The organism is Isoptericola sp. GX10416 (assembly GCF_056590155.1).
Genome location: NZ_JBWPVO010000003.1, coordinates 348,455 through 371,919, shown reverse-complemented (window position 1 = coordinate 371,919; position 23,465 = coordinate 348,455). Strand labels below are relative to the sequence as shown.

Here is a 23,465-nt window from a genome sequence, read left to right as displayed (position 1 = left end):
CAGCGCCGCTACTACCTCGCGCGGTCGGGGAGCGGGCCGCCGCGGGCGTCGAGGCGCTCCAGCAGCTTCGCGAACACGTCGCCGGCGCGGAGCCCGTCGTGCTCGAACTCGTTCGTCACCCAAGCCCGGGCGTTGCCCACCCGCGCCGCGGTGTCCAGCGAGAGGTCGGCGTCGACGAACATGTCGTCCTGGTACACCGCCGCCTCGAGCGGCACCTCGTTGGCGGCGAGCACGTCGAGGTCGTACAGGTCCGGCCAGTCGTCACGGGCCGCGAGCGCCTCCGCGGCGGCCCGGAACGGCCGCAGCGCCGCGACCTGCTCGAACATCCAGGGGTAGATCATCTCGCCGGTGAACAGCAGCGGTCGGGCGTCCGTGGCGAACGCGGGGTCGCCGTCGCGCACACGCTGCGCCGCCCACGCCGTCGGGCCGGTCCCCTGCTGCGCGTAGATGGACTCGTGCAGGACGGCGTACAGCGGGTTGGTCGCGAACCCGGTGGCGGCCTCGACCTCGGCGAGGAACGTGTCGGTGAGGGTGTCGACGCCGACCGGTGCGGACAGGTCGTCGGACGCCTCGTCGACGATCCAGTGCACGCGCTCGAAGCCGGGCCCCATGCCGAACGCCATGCCGAGGGACTGGAACCGCTCGACGCTCAGCAGGTCGCCGCCGGGCAGGCGGACGTCCCCGGCCGCGACCCGGTCGGCGATCCGGGCGACGCGCTCGACGTCGGCGGGATATCGCTCGCGGTAGAGCGCGTTCTTGGCGGCGACGCGCGGCTGGGTGCGCCGGTAGACCTCGTCGGCGCTCGCCGTGAGTCCGGCCAGGCCGCCCGTGACGTACGCCGCCGCCACACCCTCGGGTGCGAGCGACAGGTACGTCAGGGTCAGGAACCCGCCGTAGGACTGGCCGAGCGTGGACCAGCGCCGCCCGGCGTAGACCTCGCGGCGCACGTGCTCGGCGTCCCGCACGATCGAGTCGGCACGGAGGCGGGTGAGGTGCTCGGCCTGGACGTCCGCGTCGCCGAGCGCCGTCAGCGCGTCCGCCCGGACCGCCGTCGACCGCCCGGTGCCGCGCTGGTCCAGCAGGACGACCCGGAACCGCTTCAGGGCCTCGCCGAGCCAGCCGTCCGGGCCGGTGGGTCGCGGGCCCTTGCCGCCCGGGCCGCCCTGCAGGAACACCAGCAGCGGCAGGTCGTCGTGCCGGCGCTGTGGCGCGACGACCTCGCGCGCGAACAGCGAGAGCGTGCGGGCGTCGTCGGGGGCGGACCAGTCGAGAGGGACCGTGAGGGTGCGGTCGGTGACGTGGGCGCCGGGGATCGTGTACTCGGAGGTCGAGGTGATGCTCACCTCGCCACCCTAGGCCGGTTGCGTTCGTGGAGTGCTTGCTCCAATAATTGCGGCATGACCCCCACCGAGGTGCGCATGCCGCGCGTCGCGCCCATTCTCATCGCCTTGAGCGTCCTGGTGCTGGCCGTCGGGCTGGGCGTCGCGCTGCCACCGTTCGCCCGCTGGCTCCAGGACGTGCTCGACGGCACGCCGCTGCCGGTCCACGGCGCGATCAACCTCGTCGCCAGCCTGCCGCTCGGCTGGTCGGTGCCGATCCTGACGGGTCTCGGCCTGGTCGCCGGTGCCTGGCTCGCGCTCGTCGCCGTCGCCGAGGCGCTGCGGCTGACCGTCGCCGACGACCATCTCGAGCACCGCACCGACGAGCACGAGGGCTGGATCGAGCGGAGCGACGTCTCCGCCGTCTTCCGCGACGGCCGGCACCTCGTCCTCGTCACCGCGGAGGGCCGGGTGCGCGCCCGCCTCGACGCCGACGACCTGCGGGCGGCCGAGCTGCGCGACGCGCTCGTCGGCCACGGCTGGCCGTGGTGTGACGAGGACCCGTACGAGGGCGACTATGTCGGCTGGGTCGACGGCCGGCCCGGGTTCACGGAGCCGGAGCGGGCGCTGCTGCGCCGTCGACTCCGCGAGCGCAAGGACGCCGCGGCCGTCGCGGAGCTCGACACCGAGCTCGGTGCGCACGACCTCGCGGTCCGGGTGCGCGACGACCGTCTGCAGGTGCGCCGCACGACGGCCGGTGCCGAGGGCGGTGCCCGTGGCTCGTCCCGTTGACCCCGAACGGCGCGCGGCCCGTCGGCTGCAGATCGTCGACGCCGGCCTGACGGTCTTCGCGGAGCGCGGGTACGACGGCGCCACGACCGCTCGCATCTGCCGGCGGGCCGGCATCGGGTCCGGCACGTTCTTCCACTACTTCGCGACGAAGGCCGACCTGCTGCTGGCCATCCTCGAGCTCGGGACGGCCGAGACGAGGGAACGGGCGGCGGGCCTCGAAGGGCGGACCGACCCGCTCGGCGTCCTCCTCGAGCTCGTCGCCTCGACAGCGGACGACGCCGCCGACGCGCGGATACCCGGCTTCGTCCGGGCGGTGACCGGGGTGATGCACGTACCGCGGATCGCCGAGGCGCTGGCGGCCGACGACGCCGCCCAGCGCGAGGTGCTGCTGGTGTGGGTCGAGCGAGGTCAGGCGAGGGGCGAGGTCCGCACCGACCTGACGGCCGCCCGCCTCGTCTCCTGGCTGGTGCTGCTGACCGGTGGCTTCCTGGAACGGGTGGCCGTCGACGAGGCGTTCACCGCCGAGGGCGAGCGAGAGCTCCTGGTCGCCACCGTCCGCAGCTTCCTGCGCGGCGGCTGACAGGCCATCCGCAGGAGGTCACGCCGGCGGTTGCCAGCCCAGGATGCCGTCGAGCCGCCGAGCGGCGCGGGGCAGTGCCCAGCGACCGGCCGCGCGCATGCCCACCTCCCGGAGGCGGACCGCCGTCGGGGAGCGCCAGGTCGTCATCCTGCCGATGCGCGCCGAGGTCCGCGCGATCCGTCGGGTGCGGTCGCGCCGACGGTCCGTGTAGGAGGCCAGGGCCGCCGAGAGCTGCTCGGTCCCGGCATCGGCCACCACGGAGGCCAGCACCACGGCATCTTCGATCGCCTGGGCGCCGCCCTGCCCCAGGTTCGGCGGCATGGCGTGGGCCGCGTCCCCGACGAGCGCCACCCGCTCGACGTGGTAGCGGGCCAGCGGGGTGCGCAACCATCGCAGGTCGTGATGCAGGACCTGGTCGGGCCGGAGGGCCGCGAGCAGCGCGGGCAGCGGGTCGTGCCAGTCGGCGAACCGCCGTCGCAGCTCGCCGAGCTCGTCGTCGAAGCGTGTCCGTTCGGGCAGCGTCGCGGTGAGGTAGCCGTAGACCCGGCCGTCGGCGAGCGGCGTGAGGCCGACGACGGCGCCGCGCCCCCAGGTCTCCGCCGGCTGGACGATGACCGGTCGGTCAGTGACGAACCTCCAGGCGGTGGCGCCCGAATACACCGGTCCAGGGTGGTCCGGGAACAGCGCGGCCCGTGCAGGGGAGTCGATCCCGTCGGCGGCGACGACCAGGTCCGCCGACCAGGTCTCGGCACCGGTCGTCACGGTCGCCGGCTTGTCCGGCCCGCCGGGGTCCACGCCGACGACCTCGACGCCGAGCCGGAGCGACGCGTCGGGAAGCTCGTCGGTGAGCAACGACACGAGCCGGGCGCGGTGCAGGAGCACGGTGGCAGCCTCGCCGGCCATGGCAGCGTCACCGCGGACCAGCCAGTCGCCGTCGGGCCGCCGGATACCGACGGGGCCCTGCAGGGCAGCCAGCTCGTGCACCCGGTCGCCGACGCCCGTCGTCGCCAGGGCGCGCACGGCGTTGGGAGCCAGCGCGATCCCGGCACCGACGGGCTCGAGCGACGGGGCGCGTTCGAGCACGGTCACGTCCCAGCCGCGTCGTCGCAGGGCGACGGCAGTGGTGAGACCGCCGATGCCGGCACCGACCACCACGGCGTTCCTCGTCGTTGTCATGCTCCGATGATGGGGCACGGACGGTCACGGCCGACAGCGGCGAGCGCTCACGACGAAGGCCGCCGTCGTCCTGGGCGGCGGCCTTCGTCGATCGGCGGGGCGAGCGGGACTACTCGCCGGAGTCCTCGTCCACCCAGTCGAAGGTCTTGGTGACGGCCTTCTTCCACTGCCGGTAGAGACGCTCGCGCTCGTCCTCCGCCATCGACGGCGTCCAGCGCTTGCCCTCCACCCAGTTCTCGGTGACGTCGGACTCGCCCTGCCAGAAGCCGACGGCGATGCCCGCCGCGTACGCGGCACCGAGCGCCGTCGTCTCGGCGACCTCCGGGCGGACGACGTCGACGCCGAGCTGGTCGGCCTGGAACTGCATGAGCAGCTCGTTCGCCACCATGCCGCCGTCGACCTTCAGCTCGGTGAGCTCCACGCCGGAGTCCGCCTTCATCGCGTCCATGACCTCACGGGTCTGGAACGCGGTCGCCTCGAGGGCGGCGCGCGCGATGTGGTTGCGGTCGACGAACCGGGTCAGGCCGACGAGCGCACCGCGGGCGTCGGGACGCCAGTACGGGGCGAAGAGGCCGGAGAAGGCCGGGACGAAGTACGCGCCACCGTTGTTCTCGACCTTGCCGGCCAGGTACTCGATGTCCGGGGCGTCCGCGAACAGGCCGAGGTTGTCGCGCAGCCACTGGACCAGGGACCCGGTGACGGCGATGGACCCCTCGAGGGCGTAGACGGGATCGGCGTCACCGATCTTGTAGCAGACCGTGGTGAGCAGGCCGTTCTCCGAGGGCACCTTCTCGGTACCGGTGTTGAGCAGCATGAAGTTGCCGGTGCCGTAGGTGTTCTTGGCGGTGCCGACCTCGAAGCACGCCTGGCCGAAGGTCGCGGCCTGCTGGTCGCCGAGGATGCCGGCGATCGGCACGCCGGGGACCATCCCGCGCGGACGGCCGCGGCCGTAGACCTCGGACGAGGAGCGGATCTCGGGCAGCATCGACATCGGGATGCCCATGTCGGCCGCGATGTCCTCGCGCCAGCTCAGGGTGTCGAGGTCCATGAGCATGGTGCGCGAGGCGTTGGTGACGTCGGTGACGTGGACGCCGCCCTCGGGGCCGCCGGTCATGTTCCACACGACCCACGTGTCGGTGTTGCCGAACAGCAGGTCGCCCTTCTCTGCGGCCTCGCGGGCGCCGTCGACGTTGTCGAGGATCCACTTGATCTTCGGGCCGGAGAAGTACGTCGCCAGGGGCAGGCCGACGATCGACTTGTACTTGTCGGGACCCTCGTCGCCGCCGAGCTCCTCGGCGATCGCCTGGGTTCGGGTGTCCTGCCAGACGATCGCGTTGTAGACCGGCTTTCCAGTGTTCTTGTCCCACACCACGGCGGTCTCACGCTGGTTGGTGATACCGACCGCAGCGAGATCCTCGTGCGAGATGTTGCCGCGGGTCAGCGCCAGGCCGACCACCTCGCGGACGTTGTTCCAGATCTGCTCGGCGTTGTGCTCGACCCAGCCGGCCCGGGGAAAGATCTGGTCGTGCTCGATCTGGCCGGTCGAGACGCTGCGTCCCGAGTGGTCGAAGACGATGGCACGCGAGCTCGTCGTGCCCTGGTCGATGGCGAGGACGTAGTCCGCCATGGTGTGCTCCTTTGCGTCGTGGGGTTCGGTGGTGGTCGCAGGGACGAGGGGTCGTCAGAAGATGACGACGGTGGCGAGCAGGCCGGCGAGCGCACCACCCAGGAGCGGGCCGACGACCGGCACCCACGCGTAGGACCAGTCGCTGGGACCCTTGCCCCGGATGGGCAGCAGTGCGTGGGCGATGCGCGGTCCGAGGTCACGCGCCGGGTTGATGGCGTACCCGGTCGGGCCACCGAGGCTCGCGCCGATACCGACCACGAGCAGGGCGACGGCCAGGGGCCCCATGTCGCCGGGCCAGTTGGCGAAGGACAGCACACCGAAGACGAGCACGAAGGTCGCGAGGATCTCGGTGACCAGGTTCCAGCCGTAGGACCGGATCTCCGGCCCGGTGGAGAAGACGCCGAGCTTGACCGCTGGGTCCGCGTCCTGGTCGAAGTGCTTCTTGTAGGCGAGGTACGTCAGGACGGCACCGAGGAAGGCGCCGACCATCTGGGCGCTGATGTAGATCATCGCGTTGGCGAAGGTCGCGGGGATGCCGGGGCCGAACTCTTCGGCACCGTTGGCCATCAGCCCGACCGTGACCGCCGGGTTGATGTGCGCGCCGGTGGAGAAGGCCACGAACACACCGGTGAACACGCCGAGGCCCCAACCGAAGTTGATGAGCAGCCATCCGCCGTTGAAACCCTTGGTCTTCGGCAGGATGGCGTTCGCCACCACGCCGCCACCGAGGAGGAGCAGCACCATGGTGCCCATCATCTCGGTGACGAAGATCTGGCCTGTTGACATCGTCGTCTCGCTCTCTGGTCTGACTTGGAGGTCCGTCCCGGACATCGGTGTCGGGACGGTCCGGCGCCGGGGCGCTGGGGTCTGTGGTGGTTCGGGTCAGGCGGTCCGCAGCGGCTGCATCGGCGCCACGTCGGGGGCCTGGGAGCGGGCCTCCCCGGCCGAGGCGTCATCCGGCTGCCGGGCTGCGGCGTCCTCGGCGTCGGCGCGGGCGCGATAGGCCTCGATCTCGGCCTGCGTCGCCTCCTCGTCCCAGCCGAGCAGCGGCGCCACGATCTCGGCGATCTCGTCGAGCGCCGCCCGGCCCTTGTCCGCCACCTCGTAGACGAGGCGGGTGCGGCGCAGGAGCAGGTCCTCCAGGTGGAGGGCGCCCTCGTGGCTGACGGCGTAGTGGATCTCCGCGCGCAGGTAGGCCGGCGCGTGCTCCAGCGGCCTGGCGAGCGACAGGTCCTCCTCGCAGAGGGTGACGAGCTCGCGCAGCGCCGAGCCGTAGCGGTGCAGCAGGTGGTCGAGCATGGCGGGGCTCCAGCGGTACCGCTGCGACCAGGCGCGCGCCTGGCGACGGACGGCGGAGAGGCCGACGGCGCCGACGAGCGGGATCTGGTGCGTCACCGACGGCAGGGCGTGCGCGCGCTGGCCGATCGCGAAGTCGACGGCGTCCTTGGCCATCACCCGGTAGGTGGTCAGCTTGCCGCCCGCGATGACGGTCAGGCCGGGAGCGGGGGAGGCGACGGTGTGCTCGCGGGAGACCTTGGAGGAGCCGGTGCCCTCCTTGGTGCCGGGCTGCAGCAGGGGGCGCAGGCCGGCATAGGTGCCGATGATGTCCTCGCGCGTCAGCGGGTGGGCCAGCACGGCGTTGGCGTGGTCCAGCACGTAGTCGATGTCGGCGGCGGTGGCCACCGGGTGCACTGGGTCCTGCTCCCACGGTGTGTCCGTGGTGCCGATGATCCAGTAGCGCGACCACGGGATGATGAACAGCACCGACTTCTCGGTCTGCAGGATCAGGCCGACCTTGCCCTTGACGCGCTCACGCGGCACGACGATGTGGATGCCCTTGGAGGCGAGGACCCGCAGGCCGCCCTCGTCGCCGGCGAGCGCCTCGGTGTCCTCGGTCCACACGCCGGTCGCGTTGATGACGTGGCGCGCACGGACGGGGATCTCGCGCCCCGTCTCGAGGTCGACGACGACGGCGCCGTTGACCGCGCCGGTCGCGCTCTTCGTGAGGCTCACCACCTGCGTGCGCGACGCGGCGTGCGCGCCGTAGTCGACGGCGGTACGCACCAACGTGCTGACGAGGCGCGAGTCGTCGACGGAGGCGTCCCAGTACTGGATGGCGCCGATGGCGGCCTCGTGCGCCAGGTCGGGGAACTTCTGCGCGATCTGGCGGCGGCTGACGTGCCGGTGGATGGGCATCGCGCGCCGGCCCGGCGCGATCGCGGCCAGGGTGTCGTACAGGGCGATGCCCGCGCCGACGTAGGCCCGCTCCCACACGCGGTGCTCGAGCGGGTAGAGGAACGGCACGGGCTTGACCAGGTGCGGCGCGATCTCCTTCAGGAGCAGGTCGCGCTCGGTCAGCGCCTCGTGCACCAGCGAGAAGTCGAGCATCTGCAGGTAGCGCAGGCCGCCGTGGACGAGCTTGCTGGACCAGCTCGAGGTTCCTGCCGACCAGTCCTGGGCCTCGACGATCGCGGTGGACAGCCCGCGGGTGACGGCGTCGAGCGCGATGCCGGCACCGGTGACCCCACCGCCGATGACGAGGACGTCGAGCTCGGTGGCGGGCTCCTGGGAGCTCTCCAGGGCGGTCAGGGCCCGGGTGCGGGACTCTGCGGTGAGGCGGGAGGCCATCGGTGGTGCTCCTCTCGGTGGGGACGACACCAGGGCAACACTGCGGGAACGTTCTCGCAACCTAGGTGCACGAACGTGCAAGAAGCGGTGTCATGCGGCACGCTGGCGTCGTGACGATCACCCGGGAGCGCGACATGGTCATGGCCGCGACCATGTACTACCTGCAGGACATGAAGATGGAGTCGATCGCGCGTCACCTGCGCACGTCGCGGTCCACCGTCTCGCGGCTCCTCAAGCGCGCGCGGGACACCGGTGTCGTGGAGATCACGCTGCGCCCGGCCCACTCCCGCGCGCCCGGGCTGGGCCGCGAGCTGGTCTCGCGGTACGGCATCGAGGTCTACGTGGTGCCCGTGGCCGACTCGGCCGACGACGCCGAGCGCCTCGGTCAGGTGGCGCGCACCGCCGCCCGCCTCGTCTCGCGCTGGTTCGACTCCGACATGGTGCTCGGCGTGGCGTGGGGGACGACGCTGGGAGCAGTGGCCGAGCACCTGACGCACAAGGCGACCCGTGGTTCGTCCGTGGTCCAGCTCAACGGGGCGGCCAACACCCGGACCTCCGGCGTGAGCTATGCGGGCGGCCTGATCGACCAGATCGGCTCGGCCTTCGAGGCCAGCGTGCACCACTTCCCGGTGCCGGCCTTCTTCGACTACGCCGAGACCCGCGCCGCGATGTGGCGCGAACGGTCGGTGCGCCGCGTCCTGGACTACCAGTCCCGCACCGACCTGGCGGTCTTCTCCGTCGGGGCGCTCACGGGAGTGCCCTCCCACGTGTACTCGGCCGGCTACCTGGACCCCGAGGACGTCGCCACGCTCGACCGCGCGGGGGTGGCCGGGGACGTCTGCACCGTGTTCCTGCGGCCCGACGGCACCTACCGCGACATCGCGATCAACGCGCGGGCGACCGGGCCGACGCCGGACCAGCTGCGCCGCATCCCGCGCCGGCTCTGCGTCGTCGCCGGCGACAACAAGGTGGTGCCGCTGCGCGCGGCGCTCGCGGCGGGCGTCGTGACCGACCTGGTGATCGACGAGATGACGGCAGTGCTGCTCGCCGACGACGCCGAGGCTATGCCCTGAACATTCGTGCGTGGCGGCCATAAGGTGGGCGGGTGCCCGAGCGCTTCACCGTCCGTCCCGCCCTGCCCGCCGACGTCCGCGTCGTGCGCCGGCTGGTCGAGCCGTACGCCAACGAGCGGATCCTGCTGGCCAAGGAGATGGTCGGCTACTACGAGGCCGTCCAGGAGTTCGTCGTGGCCGACGGCGGACCCGACCACGGGGTGATCGGCTGCGGCGCGCTGCACGTCATGTGGGAGGACGTCGCCGAGATCCGGACGCTCGCGGTCGACCGGTCCTGGACCGGGCGCGGCGTCGGGCACGCGCTGGTCACCGAGCTCGTCGACCGGGCGCGGGCGATGGGGTTGCGCCGGCTGTTCTGCCTCACGTTCGAGGTGAACTTCTTCGCCGCGCACGGCTTCCAGGAGATCCAGGGCACCCCGGTCTCGCACGAGGTGTACGCCGAGCTGTTGCGCTCCCACGACGACGGCGTCGCGGAGTTCCTCGACCTGGCCCGGGTCAAGCCGAACACCCTGGGCAACACGCGGATGCTGCTCGAGCTCTGAGGCTCAGACCGGCAGGAGGTAGCGCCCCGCATCGTCGGTCTCCGCCAGGCCGTCCTCGACGAGCCCGGCAAGGCAGCGGTCGAGCTGCCCGGCCGGCCCGGCGTCGGCGAGCAGCGCCCGCGGCACGGGAGCGTCGGCGCCCCGCAGTGCCGCCATGACGCGGCCCCGCACCTGCCGGTCGGTGCCCTCCCAGGCCTGGGTCCGCCGTCGGGCCGCGTGCTCGTCCGCGGGGAACCCGGCGAGCCGCCAGGCGCACGCCGCCCGCAGCGGGCACGCGTCGCAGCGCGGGGACCTCGCGGTGCAGACGAGCGCGCCGAGCTCCATCGACGCGGCGGCCCACGCGGCGGCGGTCGCGTCGTCGGCGGGCACCAGGGAGGCCGCGAGCGCGCGCTCGGCCGCCGTGTACGACGGCGCGGGCTGCGCGACACCGGTGACGGCCCGGGCCTGTACCCGCCGCACGTTCGTGTCCACGACGACGGAGCGCCGTCCGTACGCGAACGCCCGCACCGCGCCGGCGGTGTACTCGCCGACCCCCGGCAGCGCGCGCAGCGACTCCTCGTCGGCGGGGACCACGCCGTCGTGCCGCTCGACGACCGTGCGGGCGCAGTCCGCGAGACGCAGCGCCCGGCGGGGGTAGCCCAGCCGGCCCCACGCGCGCAGCACGTCGGACGTCGGTGCGGCGGCGAGGTCCGCGGGCGTCGGCCAGCGTCGCATCCACGCACGCCACACCGGCTCGACCCGGACGACGGGCGTCTGCTGCAGCATCACCTCGGAGACGAGCACGCCCCACGGCGTCCGGTCGGTCGCGCGCCACGGCAGGTCTCGGGCGGCGCCCTCATACCACGCGGTGACCCGCTCGACCAGATCGTGCACGGCAGCCATTGTGCCTGGTCCGCGAGCGTGCCGGGCACGCCCGCAGCGCGGCGCGGCTGCGTGTCCCGGCGCACCGGACGCCGTAGCGTGGCGCCGGAAGGGAACTGTCCAGGAGGCGGGGGCGCAGTGGCGGCAGCGAAGGACCGGGGTCGAGGCGACCCCGCTCGCAGAGGACGGCCGACGTCCTCGTCGAGGGCGTCGGGCGGTTCGCGCTCGTCGTCGCGTTCCTCGTCGCAGCGCACGACGGCGGCCCGCGGGTCGTCCGGTGCGGCCTCGGGCGGGCGCCAGCCTGCGGCCAAGAAGCCTGCCGCGAAGAAGCCTGCCGCGAAGAAGCCCGCCGCCAGGAAGCCGGCCCCCAAGGCCGCTCCCAAGGCCTCGACGACCAAGAAGCCCGCCGCGAGAAAGCCTGCCGCGAAGAAGCCCGCCGCGAAGAAGCCCGCCGCGAGGTCGTCGGCCGGTCAGCGGTCGGGCCGGCAGCAGCCGAGGTCGTCGGGGAGCTCGGGCGCGCGAGGATCCACCTCGACCCGGACGGCCCCGCAAGGCTCGGGCACGCGCAGGGCCGCTCCGCAGGGCGGCGCGCGGCGGTCGACCGGCCGGGCGGACGGAGGCTCGTCCGCACGCAAGGTGACGACGAACGGCCTCGTCGCGCCCGGGTCCACGCCCCGGCCCCGCGCGCGGCCCGCACCCCGCAAGGCACCGCAGCGCCGGCCGAGGAAGCCGTCGGCGGCCGAGCTCCGCCGTCGTCGGTCGCGGCGCAACCGAGCGCTCGTGGTGCTGCTCTGCGCCGGGCTCCTCGTCGGGCTCGGGACCGCCGCCGGCTACGGCGTCGGGCGGGCGGTCGACGGCGTGCGCGATCTGTGGCCCGAGCCTCGCCCGGACCTCACCGCCGAGAAAGCGGCCCCCCCAGAGCCTCTGGACCTGTCTGGGCCTGCCGACACCTGCACCGCGGGCGCCGTCGCCCTGGACCTGTCCGCGGGCGCGACCACGCTGGCCGCGGGGGACGTCGTGCCGTTCACCCTGCGCGTCACCAACGAGGGGCGGATGCCCTGCCTGCTCGACGGCCGCGGCTCCAGTATGCAGGTGGTGGTGACCGACGCCGAGGGGGAGCGGGTGTGGTCCTCCGCCGACTGCGGCGGTGGCGGCGGGGCGGACCTCCTGCTGGGCGTCGACTCGCCCTGGGACATGACGGTCCGCTGGAGCGGTTCGACGTCCGCTCCCGACTGCGAGGGGAAGCGCGAGCGCGTCCCGGCCGGGGACTACACGGCCGAGATCGTCCTGGGCGACGTCCCCGACGCGAGCGGTGAGTCAGTGACGGTGGCGGTGGCGGAGCCGCCCTCCCAGGAGCCCGAGCCCGACGACGAGAAGAAGGCCGACGAGAAGGCCGACGACGAGAAGAAGGACTGAGCCTCAGACGTACCGCTCGAGGATGCTGGACTCGGCGAGGCGGGACAGGCCCTCGCGCACCGCGCGGGCACGCTGGTCCCCGACGCCCTCGACGCCCATGAGGTCCTCGGCGCTGGCGGCCAGCAGCTTCTGCAGCCCGCCGAAGTGGGCGACCAGCCGGTCGATGATCGACGTCGGCAGGCGCGGCACCTTGGACAGCAGCCGGTAGCCGTGCGGTGCGACGGCAGCGTCCAGGGCGACCCCGCCGCCCGGCAGCTCGAGCACGCGGCCGATCTGGGACAGGTCCAGGAGCTGGGCGGAGTCGAGCGCGGCGAGGTCGGCGTGGACGTCCTTGGTGGTGCGTCCCGAGCGGTCCACGTCCACGTAGTCGCGCACCACGAAGTCGCGGTCGGCGCCGATACCGCCGAGCAGCTCGTCGAGCTGCAGGGCGAGGAGCCGGCCGTCCGTCCCGAGCTCGACGACGTAGCCGTCGATCTCGTCGGAGATCCGCCGGACCATCTCCAGGCGCTGCACCACGGCGCAGACGTCCCGGATGGTCACCAGATCCTCGATCTCCAGGGCGGACAGCGTGCCGGAGACCTCGTCCAGCCGGGAGCGGTACCGCTCCAGCGTGGCCAGTGCCTGGTTCGCGCGGCCCAGGATCGTGTCCGAGTCCTCCAGGACGTGCCGCATGCCACCGATGTAGATGGCGACGATCCGCATCGACTGGCTCACCGAGACGATCGGCAGGCCGGTCTGCTTCGCCACCCGCTCGGCAGTGCGGTGGCGGGTACCGGACTCGCTCGTCTCGATCGTCGGGTCAGGCAGGAGCTGGACGGCGGCGCGGCGGATGCGCGTGGCGTCGCGGTCGAGCACGCAGGCGCCGTCCATCTTCGACAGCTCGCGCAGGCGCGTCGCGGAGAACTCGACGTCGAGCTCGAACCCGCCGGAGCAGATCCCCTCGACCGTCTTGTCCAACCCGAGCACGATCAGCGCACCGGTGCGCCCTCGCAGGATGCGTTCCAGACCGTCGCGCAGCTCCGTGCCGGGGGCGACGGCGGCGAGGGTCTCCCGCAGCAGGGCGTCGGGGTGCGCGTTGGAGGGAGCCACCTGGGCATTCTACGACGGATGGTCCCGACGGCGAGGGGGCGTCCGCGCCGCGTCGTCCTGGGCGGCGAGCTCCACGGCCTCGGCGATGTGCCGAGCCTCGGCCAACCGGAGCCCGGCCGGTGCTTTGACGGCCGTCCCGGCGGGGACGACGGCGCGGGTGAACCCGAGCCGGGCCGCCTCGGTGAGGCGACGCTCGAGCCCCGTGACCGGGCGGATGTCCCCGGCCAGGCCCACCTCGCCGAGCGCCACGGTGCCGGCCGGCAGTGCGTCGCCCGTGCGGGCCGAGACGATGGCCAGCGCGGTGGCGAGGTCCGCGGCAGGCTCGGTGACCCGGGCACCGCCGATGGTCGAGGCGTACACGTCGGAGTCCGCCAGGCGCAGGCCGGCGTGCCGGTGCAGCACCGCGAGGATCATGGCGAGCCGCTGGGACTCCACGCCGCTGGTCGCCCGGCGCGGGTTGGCCAGGGGGGAGGGTGCCACGAGCGACTGGATCTCCAGGGCCAGCGGCCGGCGTCCCTCCAGCGTCACGGTGACGCAGGTGCCCGGGACCCCCGCGCCCAGGTGGGACAGGAACAGGCCGCTCGGGTCGCTCAGGCCCACGATCCCGGACTCCGAGAGGTCGAAGCACCCGACCTCGTCCGTGGGGCCGAACCGGTTCTTGACCGCGCGGACCATCCGGAGCCGCGAGTGCCGGTCACCCTCGAACTGGCACACCACGTCGACCAGGTGCTCCAGGGTGCGCGGCCCGGCGACCGTGCCGTCCTTCGTGACGTGCCCGACCAGGAGGACCGGCACCTGACGCGCCTTCGCGGCCGCGATGAGCGCGCCCGCCACCTCGCGCACCTGGCTGACGCCGCCCGGCGCCCCGTCGACCTCCGCCGAGGCGATCGTCTGCACCGAGTCGACGACCAGCAGCGCCGGGTCCGCGGCCTCCAGGTGCCCGAGCACCGTGGCGAGGTCCGTCTCGGCAGCCAGCAGCAGGGTGTCCGCCAGGGCGCCGATCCGCTCGGCGCGCAGCCGGACCTGCCCGGCCGACTCCTCGCCCGTGACGTAGAGCACCGGGCGCGCCACGCCGTCGGCCCCCCGCGCCGCGTTCGAGGCGACCGAGAGCAGCAGCGTCGACTTGCCCACCCCCGGCTCCCCGGCGAGCAGCACGACCGCCCCGGGCACGAGCCCGCCACCGAGGACCCGGTCCAGCTCCTCCACGCCGGTGGGGGTGGCGCGGGCCGCGTCGACGTCGATCTCCGCGATCGGCCGGGCGGCCGAGCGCACCGGGTTGACCGCCGTCGTGCGCGGACCTGCCGAGGCCGGCCCCTCCTCGGCGACCGTGCCCCACTCCTGGCACTCGCCGCAGCGGCCCACCCACTTCGCGGTGGTCCACCCGCACGCGTTGCAGCGGAAGGCCGGACGGGAGGACTTGGCGCGCGAGCGCGCGGAGGTCGTGGAGCTCACGGACGTCACGCTAGGCGCTGCTACCGACACCGGGAGGCGCCAGGCCGTAGGCTTCTGCGCGACGCCGCCGTCGGCAGCGCCGGCAGGCGGCGAGAGCAACCAGGAGGACGTCGATGGCCGACCAGAGACCGGGGTACATGTCTCCGGGATTCCGGACCCCGGGAGACAAGGTGCACCAGAACAAGTCGCGGGCCGCCGCCGTCCGCCGCCGCAGGGTCGGGCTCGCCGTCGCACTCGTCGTGATCGCCGTCGTCGCCGTCGTGACCGCCTTCGTGTGGCCCGGGTTCGCGCGCCAGCCGGCGGACCCGCTGCCGGACGTCACCGTCACCGCCGCCCCGCCCACCCCGACGGCCGACCCCGTCGACCTGCCCGAGGACGCCACCGAGCTCCTGTCCTCCATGCCGGGCTCCGTGCTGCAGCTCGTGCGCCTCGACGCCGCCGCAGACTCGGAGCTCGAGGAGGAGACCGAGGCCGTCGAGGCGTGGGGCCTCACCTACGGCGACGGGTCCGACGGCGGCGCGGAGGTCGCGCTGCAGGCCGGTCAGTGGGCGGACGCGGACGCCGCCGAGGAGGTGCACGCCGCCCTGCTGCAGGCAGCGGGCGACCCTGTGGCCGAGGGGGACGTCACCGTCGGCGACGAGACCGTCGGCACCTACGTCGTGACCCCGGGCGCGCAGAGCGGCACGTCCGTCGTCACCTGGCGCAACGGCACCGTCGTCCTCCAGGCCGAAGGCCCAGACCAGCTCGTGCAGGACTTCTACCAGGCCTTCCCGCTGTAGGCCGTCCCGCCGCCACCCATCCCGCCGTCACAGGAGAGCACAGATGACCACGCAGATCGCCGGGACGCGGGTCGCGTTCCTCGGCACCGGCACCATGGCCGAGGCCGTCCTCGTGGGCGCGCTGCGCTCCGGGCTGGCGCCGTCCGACGTCGTGGCCACCGCCCGGCGGCCCGAGCGGGGCGCCGAGCTCGCCGAGCGGTACGGGATCAGCACGACCGCCGACAACGCCGCGGCCGCCACCGGGGCGCGCGTCGTCGTGATCGGCGTCAAGCCGAAGGACGTCGGCGGGATGCTCGACTCCGTCGTGGGGGCGCTGGAGCCGGACACCGTCGTGGTGAGCGTCGCCGTCGGCCTGCCGCTGGCCTTCTACGCCCGCCACCTGCCCGCGACGCAGCCGGTCGTGCGGACCATGCCGAACACGCCGGCGCAGGTCGGTGCCGGGGTGACCGCCGTCGTCCCCGGCCCCACGGCGGCGGAGGCGGACGTCGCGCTCGTCGAGGCGCTGCTCGCCGGCACGGGGGAGACGTTGCGGATCACCGAGAAGGAGATCGACGCCTTCGGGGCGCTCGCCGGCTCCGGGCCCGCATACGTCTTCTACGTCGTCGACGCGATGGCCGAGGCGGGCGTCCTGCTGGGGCTGACCCGCGACGTCGCGCGGCGGCTCGCCGTCCAGACCGTGCTCGGCTCCGGCCGGCTGCTCGCCGAGACGGGAGAGCACCCGGCGATCCTGCGCGAGAAGGTCTCCTCGCCGGGCGGCACCACCATCCAGGCGCTCAAGCGGCTGGACGACGGCGGGGTGCGGGCCGCGTTCCTCACCGCCGTCGAGGCGGCGCGCGACCGTTCCCGCGAGCTCGCCGCCGAGCTGGGCTGACCGGACCGGCCCATGGACGAGACCTGGTCGGGACCGGCCGTGCGGACGCGCGGGCTGGTCGTGGAGCGCGGCGGGCGCCAGGTCGTCGACGGCCTCGACCTGGAGGTGCCCGCCGGGCAGGTCGTCGGTCTGCTGGGTCCGTCCGGCTCCGGCAAGACCACACTCATGCGAGCCCTCGTCGGTGTCCAGGACCACGTCACCGGCGACGCGACCGTGCTGGGCGAGCCCGCCGGCACCGCGGCGCTGCGACGGCGCGTCGGGTACGTGACGCAGGCCTCGTCCGTCTACACCGACCTCACCGTCACCCAGAACCTGCGCTACTTCGCGCGCCTGTCCGGGCTGCCGCCGTCAGGCACCGCGGCCGCCGTGGCCCGGGCGGTGGCCACCGTGGACCTGGGCGGGCACGAGAAACAGTTCGTCGGCACGCTCTCCGGCGGGGAACGGTCCCGCGTCTCCCTCGCCGCCGCCCTCGTGGGCGACCCCGAGCTGCTCGTCCTCGACGAGCCGACCGTCGGGCTCGACCCCGTGCTCCGCCGCGACCTGTGGGCGACGTTCCGCGAGCTCGCCGCGCAGGGACGCACGCTCCTCGTCTCCAGCCACGTCATGGACGAGGCCGTGCAGTGCGACCGCCTGCTGCTCCTGCGCGACGGCAGGCTCGTCGCCGACACCACGCCGGACGAGCTGCTCGCCACCACCGGCGCGCCCGACGCCGAACGGGCGTTCCTCGTGCTCATCGACCGCGCGGACGAGGAGCCCCGATGATGCTCATCACCGCCGCCAGGGTGCTCGGCCAGCTGCGCGGCGACCGCCGCACCGTCGCGCTGATCCTCGCGCTGCCGTGCCTGCTGCTCGGGCTCATCGCCTGGATGTTCGACGGCACGCCCGTGCTCGACCAGCTCGGGCCGCAGCTCGTCGGGATCTTCCCGCTCATCGTCATGTTCCTCGTCACCAGCGTCGCCACGCTGCGCGAGCGCCAGTCCGGCACCCTGGAACGGCTCATGACCACCCCCGCGCGCAAGGGCGACCTCGTGGGCGGCTACGCGCTCGCCTTCGCCGCACTCGCCCTGCTGCAGGCGTTCGTGGTGGTCGCCTTCGCCGTCGCCGTCGGCATGGACGTCTCCGGACCGCTCTGGCTGGTCGTCCTGGTCGCGCTGCTCAACGCGGTCCTGGGGTCGTGCCTCGGCCTCGCCGCGTCCGCGCTCGCCCGCACCGAGTTCCAGGCCGTGCAGCTCATGCCGGCGACGATCTTCCCCCAGCTCATCGTCTGCGGGCTGATCATGCCGCGAGACCAGATGCCCGAGATCCTCGAGTGGGTCTCACGAGCCTTCCCCCTGACCTACGCCGTCGACGCCATGCAGCAGATCGCCGCCGGCGCCGAGTGGGCCGACGTCGCAGGCTCCGCGGGCGTGACGGCCGCGTTCATCGTCGGCGCGGTCGGCCTCGGCGTCGTCACGCTGCGCCGGCGCACCCCGTGAGCCCGTGCGCCGGGGCGCCCGCACCTCGACGCCCCGTGGACGACGGCGTCAGGAACGCGCCGAGAAGCGCTCCAGCAGGTCGGCGTGCCCCGAGCACACCAGCAGGTCGTTGGCGCTGACGCGCGTCTCCGGCGTCGCGTAGGCGAACTCCACGCCCGGGGACTTCACGCCGATGACCGTGATGCCGTACTTCTTGCGGACGTCCGACTGCGCGAGCGTGAAGCCCTGCATCTCGCGGGGAGGGCGCATCTTGACGATCGTGAACCCGTCCTCGACCTCGATGTAGTCCAACATCTGGCCGCTCACCAGGTGCGCCACCCGCGAACCCGCGTCCGACTCCGGGAAGACGACGTGGTGCGCGCCGATGCGCGTCAGGATGCGGCCGTGCTCCGCCGAGACCGCCTTGGCCCAGATCTGCGGCGTTCCCAGGTCGACGAGGTTGCCGGTGATGAGCACCGACGCCTCGAGCTGGGTCCCCACCCCGACGACCACCACGCCGAAGTCCCGCGCCCCGAGCTGCTCGAGAGCCTCCGGGTTCGAGGCGTCCGCCTGCACCACGGGAAGCCGCCCGGACCAGTACGCGACCAGGCGGTCGTCGGACTCGACGGCCAGCACGTCCTGGCCGAGCCGGTCGAGCGTCGTCGCGAGGGACGAGCCGAAGCGGCCGAGCCCGACGACCAGCACCCCGGCATCGCGAGCGGGAGCCTTCTTGTCTGCCACGAGATCTCTCCTCCGGTTCTGCTCCGCCTGACCTGGTGCCCGAGTCGGGTGAGCCTGCGGTTCCGTCTCACCCGGTACCTGTTTCGGGTGAGCCTGCGGTTCCGTTGCGGGCGGTGACCTTGCTTCGCTGCGGTCCCCACCCTGCACTGCACCTCCGTCTCACCCGATCACCGGGCGCTCCTCGGGGAAGCGTATGACGCGCCGACGGTCCCGCAGCGCGATCGCGCCCAACACCGAGATCGTGCCCACGCGGCCGAGGTACATCAGCGCGCAGAGCACGTACTTGCCGCCGTCGGGCAGGCCGCTCGTGATGCCGGTCGTCAGGCCCACCGTCGCGAACGCCGAGATCACCTCGAACAAGATCTCCGACAGCGAGAAGTCGGTGATCCGGAGCAGCGCGATGCAGGAGGCCAGCACCATCGTGGCGCCGATGAACACCACCGCGATGGACAGCCGGAGCGTGTCGCGCGGGATGCGCCGTCCGAAGACGTCGATGTCCCGGTCTCCGCGGGCCTCGGCGACGATCGCGAGGATCATGACCGCCAGGGTGGTGACCTTGATGCCGCCCGCCGTCGACGCCGAGCCGCCGCCCACGAACATCAGGGCGTCGGTGACCAGCCACGTCTCCGGGTTCATGGCTCCCGTGTCGACGGTGCTGAACCCGCCGGAACGCGGCATCACCGAGGCGAAGGACGCGGACAGCAGCTTGGTCGCCAGGTCCTGCCCGCCCAGGGTCCGCGGGTTCGCCCACTCCATCGCGCCGATGATCACGAACCCCGCCACGAACAGCGCGACGCTCGTCGTCACGGTGAGCTTGGTGTGCAGCGTCAGGTGGCGGTACCAGCGCCGGCCGAACCGGCGGGCCTGCAGGACGTTCGCCATCACCGGGAAGCCGAGCGCGCCGACGAACACGCCCAGCCCGATAGGCACGACGACGAGCCAGTCGGAGGCGTACCCCGCCAGCCCGTCCGAGGTCGGCACGAACCCGGCATTGTTGAACGCCGAGACGCCGTAGAAGACGGCGTGCCACAGCGCCGAGCCGAAGCTCTCGCCCAGCGCGAGGAACCGGGGCAGCAGGATCAGTGCCACGGTCGCCTCGATCGTCACCGACACGACGACGATGAGGCGGATGAGGTAACCGACCTCGCCGAGGCTGCTGGTGCGCACCTTCGCCTCGGAGGCCGTGAGCAGCTTCTGGGTGAGACCGATGCGTCGTGAGACCGCCATGCCGAGCAGCGAGGCGAGCGTCATGACGCCGAGCCCGCCGATCTTGATGCCCACGAGGATGACGGCATGCCCGTACTCGGACCAGTAGTCGGCCGTGTCCACCACGACCAGCCCGGTGACGCAGACCGCTGACACCGCCGTGAACAGGGCGTCGACGAACCTCGCACCCTCTCCGGACGCCGTCGCCCACGGGGGCAGCAGCAGCACGGTGAAGAGCGCGATGACGGCGCCGAAGACGGTCATCGCGAGGCGCGCCGGGTACTCCCGGGCGGTGTGGTCCACCCACTCGCGCACCAACGCACCGCGATCGCGCCACCTCGTCGCCACCGACCGGGCCCTCCGTCGTCTCATCCGCCAGCCGTCGGGCCCAGCCTGCCACGGGTTCCGCTACCGTGACGGGATGTCCGTCGCCCGGCTGCTGTGGAGTCCTGAGCTCCTGACCTACGACTTCGGTCCCGGGCACCCCATGGCGCCCGCACGGCTCGACCTGACCATGCGGCTCGTCGAGGCCTTCGGCCTGCCCGACGAGCCCACGCTCGAGGTGGTGCGCATCCCGCCGAGCAGCGACGAGCTCGTGCGCACGGTGCACGACGGCGACTACGTGACGGCGGTGCAGTCCGCGGACCGCACCGGAGAGCCCGACCTGGCGCGAGGGCTCGGCACCGAGGACGACCCGATCTTCTCCGGGATGCACGAGGCGGCCTCGCGGCTCGTCAGTGCGTCCGTCGACGCCGCCGAGGCGATCTGGACCGGCGCGGCGGAGCACGGCCTCAACATCGCCGGCGGGATGCACCACGCGCGGCGCGGGGCCGCCTCGGGCTTCTGCATCTACAACGACGCCGCCGCCGCGGTGCAGCGGCTGCTCGACCTCGGCGCGCAGCGGGTCGCCTACGTGGACCTCGACGCCCATCACGGCGACGGCGTCGAGTCGATCTTCTGGGACGACCCGCGCGTCCTGACGGTCTCGGTGCACCAGGACGGCCACTCGCTGTTCCCCGGGACCGGCAACCCTGCGGACACCGGCGGCAAGGGCGCTGACTGCACGGCGGTGAACGTCGCCCTGCCGCCCCGGACCGATTCGGCGCGCTGGCTGCGTGCCGTGGATGCCGTCCTGCCGCTCGTGCTCCGGGAGTTCCGACCCGACGTGATCGTGTCCCAGCACGGCACCGACGCGCACGGGAACGACCCGATGACAGACCTGAACGTGGGGATCGACGCACAGCTCATGGCAGCCTCGTGGGTGCACGGGCTTGCGCACGAGCTCTGCGAGGGCCGGTGGGTCGCGCTCGGCGGCGGCGGGTACGCCGTCGTCGACGTGGTGCCGCTCGTGTGGACCGCGCTGGTGGCCGAGGCCGCGCACGTGCCGATCGCCCCTGCCGCGCCCCTGCCCGCGGCGTGGCAGACGGCGGTCGAGGAGATGTCGGGACTCTCGCCCGCGACGATGCTCGGCCGGGGCGCGGTGGAGTGGCGGCCGTGGAGCGAGGGGTACGACCCGTCCGACGCCGTGGACCGCGCCGTTCTCGCGACCCGTCGGCACGTGTTCCCCGGCCTCGGCCTGGACCCGTTCCTCGACTGAGCCGGAGGCGCGGGCGCAGGGCCGCGATTCGGGGCAGCCGTCCGTGTCGGGTACTCTGGGAGACGGACTTTTTCGCGTTGGTCGGCACTGCTTGGTCTCAGGACTCTTCCGGGGAACAGGATCGTCGGGACCAACCGGCCTCCACCACCGATCAGCATTGTGAGGACCTCATGGGCTCCGTCATCAAGAAGCGCCGCAAGCGTATGGCGAAGAAGAAGCACCGCAAGCTGCTTCGCAAGACGCGTCACCAGCGTCGCAACAAGAAGTGACGCACGGCCCGCCCGACGGCGGGCCGCACGCACCGAGCCCGGACCTCACCAGAGGTGCCGGGCTCTTTGCGTCCTGGGCGCGGCGGCGGGAGCCCGCGCCCTCGCGCCGCGTCAGCGCCCGTGGAGCCGCTTGCGCACGCTGCGCTGGGCCGCGCGCAGCACGAGGCCGAGCACCCAGGCCGCACCGGCCCACGACGCCGTCCGCACCCCGCGCCCGGCAGCCCGCTGGCCGCGGCCCCGGAACTCGCGGATCGGCCAGCCGACCTCCTTCGCGTGGCGCCGCAGCCGTGCGTCCGGGTTGATCGGGCACGGATGCCCCACGGACCGCATCATCGGCAGGTCGTTGAGCGAGTCGCCGTACGCGTACGACGACTCGAGGTCGAGCCCTTCGCGCTCGGCGAGCTCCCGCACGGCCGCTCCTTTGGCCTCTCCGTGCATGAGGTCGCCCACCAGCGCACCGGTGTAGTAGCCGTCGGCGTGCTCGGCGATGGTGCCCAGGCAGCCCGTGGCCCCGAGCCGGCGTGCGATGAGGCCGCCGATCTCCACGGGCGTCGCCGTGACGAGCCAGACCTCGTTCCCGGCCGCGAGGTGCTCGTCCAGCAGGCGCTTGGTCCCGGGAAAGATGCGCAGCTCCAGGACCGTGTCGTAGACCTCCTCGCCGACGGCGGTGATCTCGGCGACCGAGCGTCCGGCGATGAGCGACAGCGCCCGGGACCTGACCGTCTCGATCTGGGACCGCGACTCGCCGAAGACCAGGTACTTCGCCTGGATCCAGCCGAAGCGCAGCAGGTCCGCCGTGCCGAAGAACTTCCGTTGGTACAACGCTCTGGCCAGGTGGAACGCGCTGGCGCCGCGGATGATGGTGTTGTCGACGTCGAAGAACGCTGCTGCTGTCGGTCCGACCGGGGGCGCAGCATGAGACGACATGCTGCCCACTGTAGTAGCGCCGATACGCTGTGCTCGTGAGCAGGCCCACGATGCGACCAGACGTGACGTCCCGGGTCGTCGTGTACAGCAGGGCGGACTGCCACCTGTGCGACGACGCACGGGCGGTGGTCGCAGCGGTGTGCGCGGAGGCGGGGGAGACCTGGCAGGAGATCGACATCGATGCCGAGCCCGCTCTGGTGGAGCGGTACGGCGAGTACGTGCCCGTCGTCGAGGTGGACGGCGTGCAGCAGGGATTCTGGCGGGTCGACGCGGCACGGCTGGCGCGGCGGCTCGCACGGCCCCCGGGAGGGAAGAAGAAGACGTGATCGAGATCGGTGAGGTGACGGTGCCCGCGGCGACGGTGGCGCGGCTTCCGTTCTACCTGCGCGCGTTGCGTGACCTGACGCGCGAAGGTGTGGCGACGACGTCGTCGTCCGACCTGGCAGTGCGTTCCGGCGTCGGGTCCGCGCAGCTGCGCAAGGACTTGTCCTACCTGGGATCGTTCGGCACCCGCGGCGTCGGGTACGACGTCGAGTCGCTGTCGTCGTACATCGCCGCCGCGCTGGGCCTCGGCTCCGAGCACCGGCTGGCGATCGTAGGCGTCGGCAACCTCGGCCACGCGCTGGCCAACTACTCGGGCTACGCGGCCCGCGGGTTCCAGATGGTGGCGCTGCTCGACGCGGACCCTGCCGTGGTCGGCGGGCAGGCGGCCGGGATCGAGGTCGAGCACGTCGACCGCCTGGAGGAGATCATCGTCGAGCGCAGCGTCTCGATGGTGATGCTCGCGACCCCGGGACCGCCCGCGCAGGAGGTCGCCGAGCGGGTCGTGTCGGCGGGCGTGCGGGAGATCCTGTCCTTCGCTCCGGTGGCTCTGCACCTGCCCGACGACGTCGTCGTGCGCAGCGTGGACGTGGCGGGAGAGCTGCAGATCCTGGCGTTCCACGCGGCGGCCCGTCATGCCAACGGCGTCGCGGCGTCGGACGCCGACGTCCCGGCGCCGTGAGGTGGTACCGCTTGCGGCGAGGTAGTGCGGGTGGTGGTGCCGCGGGGTGTCGGGTCCTGACGA

Annotated in this window: 24 protein-coding genes; 13 read left to right on the top strand and 11 right to left on the bottom strand. The window is 73.1% G+C overall.

Annotation, left to right across the window (positions count from 1 at the left end):
• Positions 1 to 11 precede the first annotated feature (11 nt).
• Positions 12 to 1,343: an alpha/beta fold hydrolase gene (locus ACWAT2_RS07530; protein WP_402372795.1), complete on the bottom strand. Its 1,332-nt coding sequence runs from the start codon at positions 1,341 to 1,343 to the stop codon at positions 12 to 14.
• 54 nt (positions 1,344 to 1,397) lie between these two features.
• Here ACWAT2_RS07530 and ACWAT2_RS07525 point away from each other — a divergent pair, with 54 nt between their 5' ends.
• Positions 1,398 to 2,111, top strand: coding sequence for a YqeB family protein (locus tag ACWAT2_RS07525; protein WP_402372792.1), 714 nt, complete (start codon positions 1,398 to 1,400; stop codon positions 2,109 to 2,111).
• Positions 2,095 to 2,691, top strand: a complete 597-nt coding sequence (locus ACWAT2_RS07520) for a TetR/AcrR family transcriptional regulator (protein WP_402372790.1) — start codon at positions 2,095 to 2,097, stop codon at positions 2,689 to 2,691. The genes ACWAT2_RS07525 and ACWAT2_RS07520 overlap by 17 nt, the downstream gene beginning before the upstream one ends.
• Positions 2,692 to 2,709: 18 nt before the next feature.
• Here ACWAT2_RS07520 and ACWAT2_RS07515 read toward each other — a convergent pair whose 3' ends face one another.
• The 4 genes from ACWAT2_RS07515 to ACWAT2_RS07500 all read right to left on the bottom strand — a co-directional run bounded on the left by ACWAT2_RS07515 (position 2,710) and on the right by ACWAT2_RS07500 (position 8,122).
• A complete protein-coding gene (locus tag ACWAT2_RS07515) occupies positions 2,710 to 3,867 on the bottom strand; it encodes an FAD-dependent oxidoreductase (protein ID WP_402372787.1) in 1,158 nt (385 codons plus the stop codon).
• Between the two features lie 109 nt (positions 3,868 to 3,976).
• Positions 3,977 to 5,494 (bottom strand): glycerol kinase GlpK, encoded by a 1,518-nt coding sequence (glpK, locus tag ACWAT2_RS07510; RefSeq protein ID WP_402372784.1) that lies wholly within the window; start codon positions 5,492 to 5,494, stop codon positions 3,977 to 3,979.
• Between the two features lie 54 nt (positions 5,495 to 5,548).
• The gene (locus tag ACWAT2_RS07505) at positions 5,549 to 6,280 is read right to left on the bottom strand and encodes an MIP/aquaporin family protein (RefSeq protein ID WP_402372781.1); all 732 of its coding nucleotides are present in this window, start codon (positions 6,278 to 6,280) and stop codon (positions 5,549 to 5,551) included.
• 96 nt (positions 6,281 to 6,376) lie between these two features.
• Positions 6,377 to 8,122 carry a glycerol-3-phosphate dehydrogenase/oxidase gene (locus ACWAT2_RS07500; RefSeq protein WP_402372779.1) on the bottom strand — a complete coding sequence of 582 codons (1,746 nt, stop codon included), beginning with the start codon at positions 8,120 to 8,122 and terminating at the stop codon, positions 6,377 to 6,379.
• A gap of 110 nt (positions 8,123 to 8,232) precedes the next feature.
• On the opposite strand from ACWAT2_RS07500, the gene ACWAT2_RS07495 reads away from it, so the two are divergent.
• Both ACWAT2_RS07495 and ACWAT2_RS07490 read left to right on the top strand, forming a co-directional pair.
• Complete coding sequence (locus ACWAT2_RS07495; RefSeq protein ID WP_402372776.1) at positions 8,233 to 9,195, top strand: sugar-binding transcriptional regulator; 963 nt, start codon at positions 8,233 to 8,235, stop codon at positions 9,193 to 9,195.
• 32 nt (positions 9,196 to 9,227) lie between these two features.
• Positions 9,228 to 9,737, top strand: a complete 510-nt coding sequence (locus ACWAT2_RS07490) for an amino-acid N-acetyltransferase (protein WP_402372773.1) — start codon at positions 9,228 to 9,230, stop codon at positions 9,735 to 9,737.
• 3 nt (positions 9,738 to 9,740) lie between these two features.
• Here ACWAT2_RS07490 and ACWAT2_RS07485 read toward each other — a convergent pair whose 3' ends face one another.
• Positions 9,741 to 10,619: an HhH-GPD family protein gene (locus ACWAT2_RS07485; protein WP_402372770.1), complete on the bottom strand. Its 879-nt coding sequence runs from the start codon at positions 10,617 to 10,619 to the stop codon at positions 9,741 to 9,743.
• Between the two features lie 615 nt (positions 10,620 to 11,234).
• Between ACWAT2_RS07485 and ACWAT2_RS07480 the strand changes: the two genes are divergently transcribed.
• Complete coding sequence (locus ACWAT2_RS07480) at positions 11,235 to 12,014, top strand: hypothetical protein (RefSeq protein WP_402372767.1); 780 nt, start codon at positions 11,235 to 11,237, stop codon at positions 12,012 to 12,014.
• A gap of 3 nt (positions 12,015 to 12,017) precedes the next feature.
• On the opposite strand, the gene disA is transcribed toward ACWAT2_RS07480, so the two are convergent.
• Together disA and radA are read right to left on the bottom strand one after the other, a co-directional pair.
• Complete coding sequence (gene disA / locus ACWAT2_RS07475) at positions 12,018 to 13,103, bottom strand: DNA integrity scanning diadenylate cyclase DisA (protein ID WP_402372765.1); 1,086 nt, start codon at positions 13,101 to 13,103, stop codon at positions 12,018 to 12,020.
• Between the two features lie 9 nt (positions 13,104 to 13,112).
• Positions 13,113 to 14,555, bottom strand: a complete 1,443-nt coding sequence (gene radA / locus ACWAT2_RS07470; protein ID WP_402372762.1) for a DNA repair protein RadA — start codon at positions 14,553 to 14,555, stop codon at positions 13,113 to 13,115.
• A 113-nt stretch (positions 14,556 to 14,668) separates the two neighbouring features.
• On the opposite strand from radA, the gene ACWAT2_RS07465 reads away from it, so the two are divergent.
• Genes ACWAT2_RS07465 through ACWAT2_RS07450 form a run of 4 tightly spaced genes read left to right on the top strand, consistent with a single transcriptional unit; the run spans position 14,669 to position 17,680 of the window.
• Positions 14,669 to 15,334, top strand: coding sequence for a hypothetical protein (locus ACWAT2_RS07465; RefSeq protein WP_402372759.1), 666 nt, complete (start codon positions 14,669 to 14,671; stop codon positions 15,332 to 15,334).
• A gap of 43 nt (positions 15,335 to 15,377) precedes the next feature.
• The gene (gene proC, locus ACWAT2_RS07460) at positions 15,378 to 16,205 is read left to right on the top strand and encodes a pyrroline-5-carboxylate reductase (RefSeq protein WP_402372756.1); all 828 of its coding nucleotides are present in this window, start codon (positions 15,378 to 15,380) and stop codon (positions 16,203 to 16,205) included.
• 12 nt (positions 16,206 to 16,217) lie between these two features.
• Positions 16,218 to 16,967, top strand: a complete 750-nt coding sequence (locus tag ACWAT2_RS07455) for an ABC transporter ATP-binding protein (RefSeq protein WP_402372753.1) — start codon at positions 16,218 to 16,220, stop codon at positions 16,965 to 16,967.
• Positions 16,964 to 17,680, top strand: coding sequence for an ABC transporter permease (locus ACWAT2_RS07450; RefSeq protein ID WP_402372750.1), 717 nt, complete (start codon positions 16,964 to 16,966; stop codon positions 17,678 to 17,680). Before ACWAT2_RS07455 ends, ACWAT2_RS07450 begins: the two co-directional genes overlap by 4 nt.
• Positions 17,681 to 17,728: 48 nt before the next feature.
• Here the strand turns inward: ACWAT2_RS07450 and ACWAT2_RS07445 are convergent, their stop codons facing one another.
• Entirely contained in the window at positions 17,729 to 18,400 is a 672-nt protein-coding gene (locus tag ACWAT2_RS07445; RefSeq protein WP_402372747.1) for a potassium channel family protein, read from the bottom strand.
• A gap of 159 nt (positions 18,401 to 18,559) precedes the next feature.
• On the bottom strand, positions 18,560 to 19,978 hold the full coding sequence (locus tag ACWAT2_RS07440) for a TrkH family potassium uptake protein (RefSeq protein WP_402372744.1): 1,419 nt from the start codon (positions 19,976 to 19,978) through the stop codon (positions 18,560 to 18,562).
• A gap of 49 nt (positions 19,979 to 20,027) precedes the next feature.
• Here ACWAT2_RS07440 and ACWAT2_RS07435 point away from each other — a divergent pair, with 49 nt between their 5' ends.
• Both ACWAT2_RS07435 and ACWAT2_RS07430 read left to right on the top strand, forming a co-directional pair.
• On the top strand, positions 20,028 to 21,203 hold the full coding sequence (locus ACWAT2_RS07435) for an acetoin utilization protein AcuC (protein WP_402372742.1): 1,176 nt from the start codon (positions 20,028 to 20,030) through the stop codon (positions 21,201 to 21,203).
• Positions 21,204 to 21,373: 170 nt separating this feature from the next.
• Positions 21,374 to 21,472 carry a 30S ribosomal protein bS22 gene (locus ACWAT2_RS07430; protein ID WP_003792170.1) on the top strand — a complete coding sequence of 33 codons (99 nt, stop codon included), beginning with the start codon at positions 21,374 to 21,376 and terminating at the stop codon, positions 21,470 to 21,472.
• Positions 21,473 to 21,583: 111 nt separating this feature from the next.
• Here the strand turns inward: ACWAT2_RS07430 and ACWAT2_RS07425 are convergent, their stop codons facing one another.
• Positions 21,584 to 22,399: an HAD family hydrolase gene (locus ACWAT2_RS07425; RefSeq protein WP_402372740.1), complete on the bottom strand. Its 816-nt coding sequence runs from the start codon at positions 22,397 to 22,399 to the stop codon at positions 21,584 to 21,586.
• 50 nt (positions 22,400 to 22,449) lie between these two features.
• Here ACWAT2_RS07425 and ACWAT2_RS07420 point away from each other — a divergent pair, with 50 nt between their 5' ends.
• Positions 22,450 to 22,725 carry a glutaredoxin family protein gene (locus ACWAT2_RS07420; protein ID WP_402372950.1) on the top strand — a complete coding sequence of 92 codons (276 nt, stop codon included), beginning with the start codon at positions 22,450 to 22,452 and terminating at the stop codon, positions 22,723 to 22,725.
• Positions 22,722 to 23,402 carry a redox-sensing transcriptional repressor Rex gene (locus tag ACWAT2_RS07415; RefSeq protein ID WP_402372738.1) on the top strand — a complete coding sequence of 227 codons (681 nt, stop codon included), beginning with the start codon at positions 22,722 to 22,724 and terminating at the stop codon, positions 23,400 to 23,402. Before ACWAT2_RS07420 ends, ACWAT2_RS07415 begins: the two co-directional genes overlap by 4 nt.
• The last annotated feature ends 63 nt before the right edge of the window (positions 23,403 to 23,465 follow it).